The sequence below is a fragment of the Roseateles saccharophilus genome (genome assembly GCF_004342485.1).
GTDB lineage: Bacteria > Pseudomonadota > Gammaproteobacteria > Burkholderiales > Burkholderiaceae_C > Pelomonas > Pelomonas saccharophila.
This window is the reverse complement of record NZ_SMBU01000035.1, coordinates 46329-55797: the sequence shown is the minus strand read 5'-3', so window position 1 is coordinate 55797 and position 9469 is coordinate 46329. Positions and strand designations below refer to the sequence as shown.

Annotated in this window: 8 protein-coding genes; 6 read left to right on the top strand and 2 right to left on the bottom strand. The window is 67.1% G+C overall.

Features of this window, described 5'->3' with window-relative positions:
• From EV671_RS21555 to EV671_RS21545, 3 genes are all read left to right on the top strand, one after another.
• Window positions 1-183, top strand: a 183-nt coding sequence (locus EV671_RS21555) for a pilin (RefSeq protein WP_207911219.1), incomplete at its 5' end; no start/stop codon positions are given.
• A 207-nt stretch (window positions 184-390) separates the two neighbouring features.
• Window positions 391-1728 (top strand): O-antigen ligase family protein, encoded by a 1338-nt coding sequence (locus EV671_RS21550; protein ID WP_165917672.1) that lies wholly within the window; start codon window positions 391-393, stop codon window positions 1726-1728.
• Between the two features lie 115 nt (window positions 1729-1843).
• Window positions 1844-3508: a PglL family O-oligosaccharyltransferase gene (locus EV671_RS21545; protein ID WP_165917671.1), complete on the top strand. Its 1665-nt coding sequence runs from the start codon at window positions 1844-1846 to the stop codon at window positions 3506-3508.
• A gap of 1 nt (window position 3509) precedes the next feature.
• Here EV671_RS21545 and moaC read toward each other — a convergent pair whose 3' ends face one another.
• The gene (gene moaC / locus EV671_RS21540) at window positions 3510-3992 is read right to left on the bottom strand and encodes a cyclic pyranopterin monophosphate synthase MoaC (protein WP_243655836.1); all 483 of its coding nucleotides are present in this window, start codon (window positions 3990-3992) and stop codon (window positions 3510-3512) included.
• A gap of 75 nt (window positions 3993-4067) precedes the next feature.
• On the opposite strand from moaC, the gene EV671_RS21535 reads away from it, so the two are divergent.
• Window positions 4068-5669, top strand: coding sequence for a M48 family metalloprotease (locus tag EV671_RS21535; protein ID WP_132575645.1), 1602 nt, complete (start codon window positions 4068-4070; stop codon window positions 5667-5669).
• A gap of 228 nt (window positions 5670-5897) precedes the next feature.
• Here EV671_RS21535 and EV671_RS21530 read toward each other — a convergent pair whose 3' ends face one another.
• Window positions 5898-6254 carry a phage holin family protein gene (locus EV671_RS21530; RefSeq protein WP_415840470.1) on the bottom strand — a complete coding sequence of 119 codons (357 nt, stop codon included), beginning with the start codon at window positions 6252-6254 and terminating at the stop codon, window positions 5898-5900.
• Between the two features lie 131 nt (window positions 6255-6385).
• Here EV671_RS21530 and EV671_RS21525 point away from each other — a divergent pair, with 131 nt between their 5' ends.
• Together EV671_RS21525 and EV671_RS21520 are read left to right on the top strand one after the other, a co-directional pair.
• Window positions 6386-7123: an energy transducer TonB gene (locus tag EV671_RS21525; RefSeq protein ID WP_243655835.1), complete on the top strand. Its 738-nt coding sequence runs from the start codon at window positions 6386-6388 to the stop codon at window positions 7121-7123.
• A gap of 97 nt (window positions 7124-7220) precedes the next feature.
• Complete coding sequence (locus EV671_RS21520) at window positions 7221-9464, top strand: TonB-dependent receptor (RefSeq protein ID WP_132575641.1); 2244 nt, start codon at window positions 7221-7223, stop codon at window positions 9462-9464.
• Window positions 9465-9469 lie beyond the last annotated feature (5 nt).

The following is a 9469-nucleotide window of genomic DNA, read 5'->3' as shown; positions in this document are numbered from 1 at the left end:
ACCATCACCGGCAATGGCGTCATCACGATGACCTTCAACGCCGCAACCAAGGTCGGTACCGATCTGGGCGGCAATACGATTACGTTGACCCCGAATGTGGGTGATACCGCCATTGTCTGGACCGCCTCCACCAACATCTCCAACCCCACGCTGGTTGCGGCCATCACGAAGAACAATACCTAAGCGTTCATTATCTAGCAAAGAGGGGGCTGTGCCCCCTCTTTTTTTGCCCCCACTCAAGCGATCATTCACGTTCTGGATAACACTCGAACCATATCCCTCATCTGAAAAAATGCACCCGCGTTCATTCCGTGCCAACAAATGACATCTCTTTGTCAGCGCCTTAGCAGCCGCCTACTGATTGGTGGGATAGCGCTTTACATCGTGGCGATGCCGTTCTATTCGTCACTTAGCGGCTCTGCACACAATGATGCGCGACTTGCACAAATCCCACTATTTTTGCTGGGAACGGTTGTCCTTTTCATCGGACAAAAAAATCTTCCGAACTGGACAAGTTTTCAGCAGCTAACAACTACGATTCTTGTCATCTTAGCTGGCATATCTTGCAGCTTGGCTAAAAATCATGGCGCTGCATTGCGAGAGTGCACACTGTGGATTTCTCTAGCCACCCTATCCGCCGCAGTATTTATTGCTTGTTTTCAGAATAAAACGATAAAATTTATTATGCAAGCCATCACGCTTGCCTGGCTTGTTTATTCTGCATTCTTCTTTCTTGCTTGGGTTGCAAATCTCCTCGCCCACGGCGAAACACATTTCTGGCTGGCGGTTCCTGGATTCGACAACCCAAGATTCCTGAACCATGCCCAAACGATTGCGATTCCGCTGTTGGCCGCAGCCACTATCCATACAGACAAGTGTCGCACCGAATTAGCCTTGTCATGGATCGCCCTGTGCCTTTGCTTTGCAATGCTGATGGCGTTGGTCGCACGCGCCAGCACGGTCAGCCTCATACTAGGAACAGCAGCAGCAGTCGTGGTTTTCGGGCGCGCCGCCTTCCCGCTCGCCCGACGCATTCTACTAGGCGGCGCCATAGGATTTCTGATTTATCTTTTGATATTTCAAGGAATACCTCATTGGTTCGATCTCAAGACCATCAGTTCACCGCACACCCCTGCTGACCTCGTGAGCGATCATTCGCGGATTTATCTCTGGAAAATCGCGCTTTACGACGTAGCCAAAGCCCCTCTTATAGGGGTCGGCCCAATGCACTATTCCGCAGATTTCAACGGACGAGGCGCACACCCGCACAACATATATCTTCAGCTGATTGCGGAGTTTGGCGTGCCGTTCTTCGTGCTGCTGACCACCGCCACGGTCGTTCTTGCTAGGCGCAGCTTGCGTCATATCCGTCAAACCTCACATGCACCGGATACGCTAACCGTAGCAACTACGGCAGCATTGGTCGCCGCGCTCGTTGATGGCACCTTCTCAGGAAATTTCGTCGTTCCAATGGCTCAGATCTGGATCTGCCTAGCGGCAGGCCTATTTTTCGCCAGCACGAACCACCCAATATCAACACCCGGCACGACGCGAGGAATAAATTTGCTCGCCGTCGTAGCCCTATTAGGAATCCTGAGTTTGCAGTTGCTATTTTCGGTCGAAACAATTCAAGAATACATTCACAAGCCGATAACGATAGATAATCGCCCCGCTCTTCCTGGGGCAGAGGCCAATAGTCCGCGCTTTTGGCTTGACGGCTGGCTTTAACGCACACGGTGCGGAAAGTCATCTATTCAGAAACCATCTATAGGGAAAGATCGCATTGGCCGCCGCCCCCCGCATCTCAGACCCGTCCGTTGATCCGGTTGTCGCCATCTATCAAGTGATCGCGCTAAGCGCCACCGCGGCCCTCCCCCCGCTCCTCGCCTACAACCAGACCCCGGCAACCACGCTCTACAACCAACTGCTAGCCCTGGCCAGCTGGGGCCTCGTGCTGTGGCTGTGGGCGAGATCCTCGCCCGGGTGGCGCGCCGGCCTGAAGAGCCCGGCCGCGCTCGCCCTCGTGCTGCTGCTCATCGCGCCACCGACCTCGGTCATCTGGCGTTCCCTGCCACTGTCGGTCGCCCTGGACGCCGGCGCCGTCATCGGCGCCGGCCTGGCCGTGCTGCTGGTCGCGCAGGGTCTCGGCAACGATGCACGTCCGAAGGCTGGCGAGGCATTCTTCTGGGGCCTGCTCATCGCCGGCCTGTGCAGCGTCGCGATCAGCGTCGTGCAGGTCTTCGCGCCCGATCTGGCTGACGGCAGCTGGATCGCCCGCTACGGCATCGCCGGTCGCGCGGCGGGCAATCTGCGCCAGCCCAACCATCTCGCCAGCCTGATGATGTGGGCCGCCGTCGCGGCCGTCTTCGGCACCGAAAGACGCGGCTGGCGCGCGGCCCTGCCCGTGCTGCTGCTGGCCTTCGTGTTCGCCGTCGTGCTGAGTGCGTCGCGCACCGGCTACGGCGGCATCCTGATGCTGGCGCTGTGGGGCGTGCTGGACCGGCGGCTGTCCCGCAGCGCCCGCCTGTCCCTGCTGGCCACGCCGGTGATGCTCGGCGTGTGCTGGTGGCTGATGTCGCTGTGGTCGACCGAGAGCGGCCACGCCTTCGGTGCGGCCTCACGGCTGGCGGAGGGTGCCGGCTCGCCGTCCCGCCTGGCCATCCTGCGCAACGCCTGGGACCTGACGCTGGCCAACCCCTGGCTCGGTGTCGGCTGGGGCGAATTCAATTTCGCGTGGAGCCTGACGCCCTTCCCGGACCGCCCCATCGCCTTCTTCGATCACACGCACAACCTCGTCGCCCAGCTGGCCGTTGAACTGGGCCTGCCCTGGGCAAGTGCCGTGCTGGCCCTGCTGGCCTGGGCACTGTGGCGGGCCTGGCGCGGCGCCGCGCAGGCCGACGACGACGCCCCCCTGCGCCGTGCTGCCCTGATGATCGTGCTGACCATCGGCCTGCACAGCCTGCTCGAGTACCCGCTCTGGTACGCCTATTTCCTGCTGCCGGCCTGCTTTGCGCTGGGCCTGGCGCTGCCGGCCGCGAGCGACGCCAGGCCGGCCGGTAGCGGCCCCTGGCCCTGGCTCGGCGGCCTGCTGATCGCGGGCAGCCTGTTCGCCGTCTGGGACTACCAGCGCATCGTCGTGATCTATGCGCCCAGCGACGACGCCGTGCCGCTGACCCGGCGCATCGCCAGCGGCCAGGCCTCGCCGCTGTTCGGCCACCAGGCCGACTACGCCGCCGCCACCAGCCTCCCCCCCGGCCCCAACGCGCTGGCCGCCGCGAAGCGCACCGCCTTCAGCCTGATCGACGCGCGCCTGCTGATGCATTGGTCACGCTCGCTGGAAGTGACCGGAGACGTAGAAGGCGCGCGCTTTCTCGCCGACCGCCTGCGCGAGTTCCGCAACCCGACCGGCGACAACTGGTTCGCGGCCTGCACGGACGCAGCCTCGGCGCCCGCCATGCCGCAATGCCAGCCGGCCTCGGCCGTGGTGGACTGGCGCAGGCTGCGCTGACTCAGGCGGCGCGCCAGTCGCCCGACTTGCCGCCCTGCTTCTCCAGCACGCGCACCTGGCCGATAACCATGCCGCGGTCGGCGGCTTTGCACATGTCGTAGACGGTCAGCAGGCCCACCTGCACGGCGCACAGGGCCTCCATCTCGACACCGGTGCGGCCCAGCGTCTCGACCAGGGCCCGGCACAGCACGCGGCTGCCCGCCTCGTCGAGCTCGAACTCGACGGCCACGCGCGTGATCGGCAGCGGGTGGCACAGCGGCACGAGGTCGCTGCAGCGCTTGGCGCCCTGGATGGCCGCGATGCGCGCGACGCCGAGCACGTCGCCCTTCTTGGCCGCGCCGCTGGCGATCAGCGCAAAGGTCTCGGGTTTCATGCGGATCTCGCCGGCCGCGACGGCGACGCGGTGGGTCTCGGCCTTGGCCGACACGTCCACCATATGGGCCTGGCCCTGGGCGTCGAAATGGGTCAGCGGTGAGGTGGACATACCAGGAAACATTCAGGAAACCGAGTTGCAGGCATCATAGACAGCCGGCTTGACGCCGGCCGGAGCCCCTGTTCGATGAAGAAGTTCGCCGCCACCCGCCCCCTGCTGACCCTGCTCGCGGCCGCCACGCTGGCCCTGCCCGGTGCCCCGTTGAATGCCCAGGTCAACCTGCCGGCGCTGGGTGACGCGGTGTCGCAGGACCTCGACGTCGGCTCCGAGCGGCGCCTGGGCGACCAGGTCATGCGCCAGATCCGCATCGACCCCGACTACGTGCAGGACCCGCTGCTGCAGGAGTACCTCGAGAGCATCTGGAACCCGCTGGTCGCCGCGGCGCGCAAGCTCGGCCACATCGGCGACGAGACCCAGGCGCGCTTCGCCTGGGAGCCCTTCCTGGTGCGCGACAAGAGCGTCAACGCCTTCGCGCTGCCGGGCGGCTTCGTCGGCACCCATCTCGGGCTGATCCAGATGACGGTGTCACGCGACGAGTTGGCCTCGGTGCTGGCCCACGAGCTCTCCCACATCACGCAGCGCCACATCGCGCGCCGCATCGCCGGTGACTCGCGCAACAGCATGGTCGCCGTCGCCGGCCTGCTGCTCGGCATCCTGGCCGCGTCGCGCGGCAACATCGAGGCCGCCAATGCCGGCATCGTCGGCGGCCAGGCCGCGGCCACGCAGCTGTCGCTGAACTTCTCGCGCGACATGGAGCGCGAGGCCGACCGCGTCGGCTTCAATGTGCTGGTCGAGGCCGGCTTCGCGGGCAGCGGCATGGTCAGCATGTTCGAGCGCATGGAGCAGGCTTACCACCTGATGGACAACGGTTCCTATCCCTATCTGCGCTCCCACCCGCTGACGAGCGAGCGCATCGGCGATGCGCGCACGCGGCTGGCGCTCGAGCCCTTCTCGCGCCCGCGCGGCCTGGCCGAGCATGCGCTGATGGCGGCGCGCTCGCGCGTGCTGATGGACCCGCGCGTGGAGGCCTGGCGCGTGCTCGAGAACTACGACGCCGGCGCACGCAAGGACGCCAGCAACGGCTACGAGCAGCTCGGTGCGCGCTACGCGGCCTCGCTCGCGGCCATCAAGCTGCGCGACTTCGACCGCGCCGAGGCCACGCTGCGCAGTGCCGAGCTGACGCTGCAGCTGATTGGCCCCACGCCTGCCGAGACCGCCGCCGCCGCGCGCGTGCTGACCTATCTGCGTGCCGAGCTGGCCGAGGCGCGTGGCCGGCCGGCCGACGGCATCGTGGCGCTCGATTCGCTGAAGGGCGAAAAGTCGCGGCCGATGCTGATGCAGCGCGTCGGCCTGGCCCTGGCCTCGGGGCCGGCGTCGACCTCCGGCCCGGCGCTGCGCGAGGCCGCGGATGCGCTGCAGACCCACGTCAGCCTGGAGCCCAACGACGCGCTGGCCTGGCATGAGCTGGCGCTGATCTGGGAGAAGCTGGGCCAGCCGCTGCGCGCGGTGCGCGCCCAGGCCGAGACCCATGCCGCCGCGGGCGACCTGAATGGCGCCATCGACCGCCTGCGCTCGGGCCTGCGCCAGTCGCGCGGCCCCGACGCCGACCAGGTCGAAGCCTCGGTCATCGACGCGCGGCTGCGCACCCTGGTCTACCAGCGCCAGGGCATCCTGGCCGAGATGTACAAGGGCCGCTACATCCCGCCGGACGTCGAGTTGCCTGATTGAGCCCCCCTACCGGCTTCGCCGGCCCCCTCGAGGGGGCGCAGCCAGTGGCCCGGCAAAGCCGGTTCCACGGCTGCCGCTGGAGGGGCGGCGGGGCTATGCCCGCCTAGTGATCCGGTGCAAGGCGCGCGAAGCGCCACCTTCCGTCCAGCGACTCCAACGGATCCGGCTTTGCCGGTCCGTCGGGAGTGCCCCCTTGAGGGGGCGGCCGTCAGGCCGTAGGGGGTGGGCTCAGTCCTGAGGGAAGAGCCGCTCGATGACGACGTCGATGACCATGCCGCACAGGCTGTAGATCAGCGAGCCGACCAGCGCGGCCCAGAAGCCCGTCACGGCGAGGCCTTCCAGCACGGAGGCGGCGGCCCAGAACATCAGCGCGTTGATGACGAACAGGAAGAGCCCCAGGCTCAGCACCGTCACCGGCAGCGTCAGCAGCACGAGCACGGGCCGCAGCAGCGTGTTCAGCAGGCCCAGCACGAAGGCCGCGACCAGCGCCGAGCTGAAGCTCTTCACGACGACGCCAGGGTAGAGGTGGGCCACCAGCAGCAGCGCACCGGCCAGCAGCAGCCAACGGACGAGGATCTTGGTCATGGCCGCGAGCATATCGGGCGCTGCCCGCCGCTGTGTCGCGCCATTGTCGCATCGGCTATACATATGCAAATAGGAATCGTTCGCATTCGTGTTAAGATTTTTTCATCGAATCCGGACCCACCCTCTCGCCCGTGAAGCCCGCCCACGCCTTCGTCGCCCCCACGCCCTTTGCCGCTGCTGAACGGCATGTGGTGGCTGCCCCGCAGCCGCGGCCGGGCTTTGGGGAAACCTCCGGCCCAGGCGGCAGGCAGCGCGCGCTGGCCGTGGGCATCGTCGTGCTGCATCTGCTGGGCCTGTGGGGCCTGAGCCAGATGCAGGGCCTGCGCCGCACGGTGGCGCAGATCGCGCCCGTCGTCGTGCGGCTGGTGGCGCCGGCCGAGCCCGCCAAGCCGCAGCCCGCGCCCCCGGTCGCCGCGCCGCAGCTGCACGCACCCGCCCCGCTGCTGATCGAGGCACCGCTTATCGCCGTCGCCGCGGCCCCCGCGCCGCCCGCCGTCGTGGCCGTGCCGCCGCCTCCACCCACCGTGGCCACCGCGCCCGCGGCACCGACACCGGTCTTCCCGGTCACGCCGCCGCCCGCCCTCAAGCAGGTCCCTGCCAGCGCCGTGCGCTATCTGAAGGAGCCGCGCATGACGGTGCCGCTGATGTCGCGCCGACTGAGGGAATCCGGCGTCGTGCACCTGCGCATCGTCGTCGACCTGCGCGGCCAGCCGCGCGAGATCACGCTGGCCCGCTCCTCGGGCTTCGCCCGCCTGGACGAGCAGGCGCTGCAGGACATGCGCAGCGCCCGCTTCGTGCCACAGACCGAGAACGGCCAGCCCGTCGAGTGGGAGGTCATCGCGCCGATGTCCTACGAAGTCGACCGCTGACCCCGCTTCCACCCCATCGCCAGCCATGCCGTGGGCGGCCCCTCGTGCCGTCGTGGGCAGAGCCATGCCCATTCACGATCCATCGGAGAGATTCCCCATGCCCCGCCACAAGAACAAGCCGACACCTCTCTTGCCACTCGGCGCACTGGCCGCCGGCTTCGGCCTGAGCGCCGCCACGCTGGCCCAGACCGCGCCGGCCGCCCAGGACAACGTGCTGCCCGTCGTGCGCGCCAAGGCCAGCGCCGAGAAGCAGGGCAAGGACGACTACCAGGCCGGCGAGACCCGCATCGGCAAGGGCAGGCAGGACATCCGCGACATCCCGCAGTCGCTGACCGTCGTCACCGAGAAGCTCATCGACGACCGCAACTACAGCAACGTCAAGGAGGTGCTGAAGAACACCGCCGGCATCAGCTTCCAGGCGGCCGAGGGCGGCGAGGAGGACATCAAGATCCACGGCATCTCGCTGCAGAGCACCGGCGACATCTTCATCGACGGCATGCGCGACCCGGCCTTCTACGACCGCGACACCTTCTTCCTCGACCGCGTCGAGCTGCTGCGCGGCTCGGCCTCGCTGCTGTTCGGCCGCGGCTCCACCGGCGGCGCGGTCAACCAGGTGAGCAAGCAGGCCCAGCTGGCCGACCAGAACCAGGTCGACGTGACGATGGGCAGCCATGGCGCGCTGCGCACGCTGGCCGACTTCAACACCCGCACCGGCGAGGCCGCGGCGCTGCGCGTCAGCGCGATGGCCAACACCGCCGACAGCAATGGCGCCGGCTCCAGGGTCGACAAGCGCGGCATCGGCGCCAACTACCGCTTCGGCGTCGACGAGACCGACGAGTTCGGCGTCACGCTCTACGGCCTGCAGAACGACAACGGCATGAACTACGGCGTGCGCTGGATCAAGCCCGACGCCTCGGCCCCGGTGGCCAATTCGCTGGTGACGAAGCTGGACCCCGATGCCTATTACGGCCTGGCCAGCGACTTCAACAAGGGCACGGCCTACTACGGCATGCTCACCCACACCCACCGCTTCTCGCCGAAGACGGAGCTGGTGACCAAGCTGCGCCACGCCGAGTACACGCGCGACCAGCGCGCCACGCTGTGGAACTTCGCCGCCGCGGCCCAGCAGCCCGGCGGCCAGGCCGTCACGCTGGCCACGCTGAGCCCGGGCACGGTGCTGACGCGCGGCCAGCAGCTGAAGAAGCAGGACATGCAGACCGTCACGCTGCAGAGCGACCTGAGCAGCCGCTTCACGGCCTGGGGACTGGAGCACAACCTGCAGGCCGGCGTCGACCTCGCCCACGAGAAGAAGCAGGTCTACGGCCAGATCTCGGCCGCCCAGGGCGGCATCGTGCCGGCGCGGCCCAACACCACCCTCGGCACGCCGTATGACGACGCCAGCCTCGACGAGGGCCTGCGCAGCTACCGCGAGACCAGCGCCTATGTCTCCAAGGCCTACGGCGGCTATCTGCAGGACATGGTCCAGCTCGCGCCGATGTGGAAGCTGCTGGCCGGCCTGCGCTACGACCACCTGAAGGGCGACTACGACACGTTCAACGTACCGGCCAATGCGCTGACGCCGGTGACGACGAGCAGCTACCGGATGCAGGTCTCGGCGTGGAGCAAGCGCGCCGCCCTGCTGTTCCAGCCCGGTGCGCAATGGTCCTTCCACCTGATGGGCGCGACCTCCTTCAACACCTCGGGCGACGCCTACTCGCTGAGCCCGGCGAACCAGGACATCCCGCCCGAGCAGTCGGTCAACGTGGAGCTGGGCGCCAAGTGGGACAGCGCCGACGGCAAGCTCAGCCTGCGTGCCAGCGCCTTCCGCAACACCAAGCTGCACGAGCGCAACACCGACCCGCTGAACACCAATGTCGTCGAGCTCTCGGGCAAGCGCCATGCCGCCGGCCTGGACTTCGACATCGTCGGCCGCATCACGCCCGAGTGGGAGGTATTCGGCAATTTCACGTGGATGCCGGTGTCGCGCATCGACATCTCCAGCGCCACCTCGGGCGAGAAGCAGGGCGACCGCCCCTCGCTGTCGCCGCGCTACTCGGGCAGCCTGTGGACGGCCTACCTCGTGCAGCCGCGGCTGCGCCTGGGCGCCGGCCTGAATGCGCGCAGCAGCCAGACGCCCAACCGCAACCCGGCCGGCATCGTCGCGCCCCGCTTCGTCACGGCCGACCTGATGGCCGAGTTCGCCGCCGTCCCCGAGCAGCTGCTGTTCAAGCTCTATGTCAGCAACGTGGCCAACAAGCTCTATGCCGACCAGCTCTACACGGCCTTCTACGTGCCCGGCACCGGCCGTGTGGCAAGCATCACCGGCACCTACAAGTTCTGACCCGT

Excerpts from the sequence above, each read along its gene's own strand:
- EV671_RS21520 (WP_132575641.1), top strand. The coding sequence starts at position 7,221 with ATGCCCCGCCACAAGAACAAGCCGACACCTCTCTTGCCACTCGGCGCA.
- EV671_RS21530 (WP_415840470.1), bottom strand. The coding sequence starts at position 6,254 with ATGACCAAGATCCTCGTCCGTTGGCTGCTGCTGGCCGGTGCGCTGCTG.
- moaC (WP_243655836.1), bottom strand. The coding sequence starts at position 3,992 with ATGTCCACCTCACCGCTGACCCATTTCGACGCCCAGGGCCAGGCCCAT.
- EV671_RS21535 (WP_132575645.1), top strand. The coding sequence starts at position 4,068 with ATGAAGAAGTTCGCCGCCACCCGCCCCCTGCTGACCCTGCTCGCGGCC.
- EV671_RS21550 (WP_165917672.1), top strand. The coding sequence starts at position 391 with ATGCCGTTCTATTCGTCACTTAGCGGCTCTGCACACAATGATGCGCGA.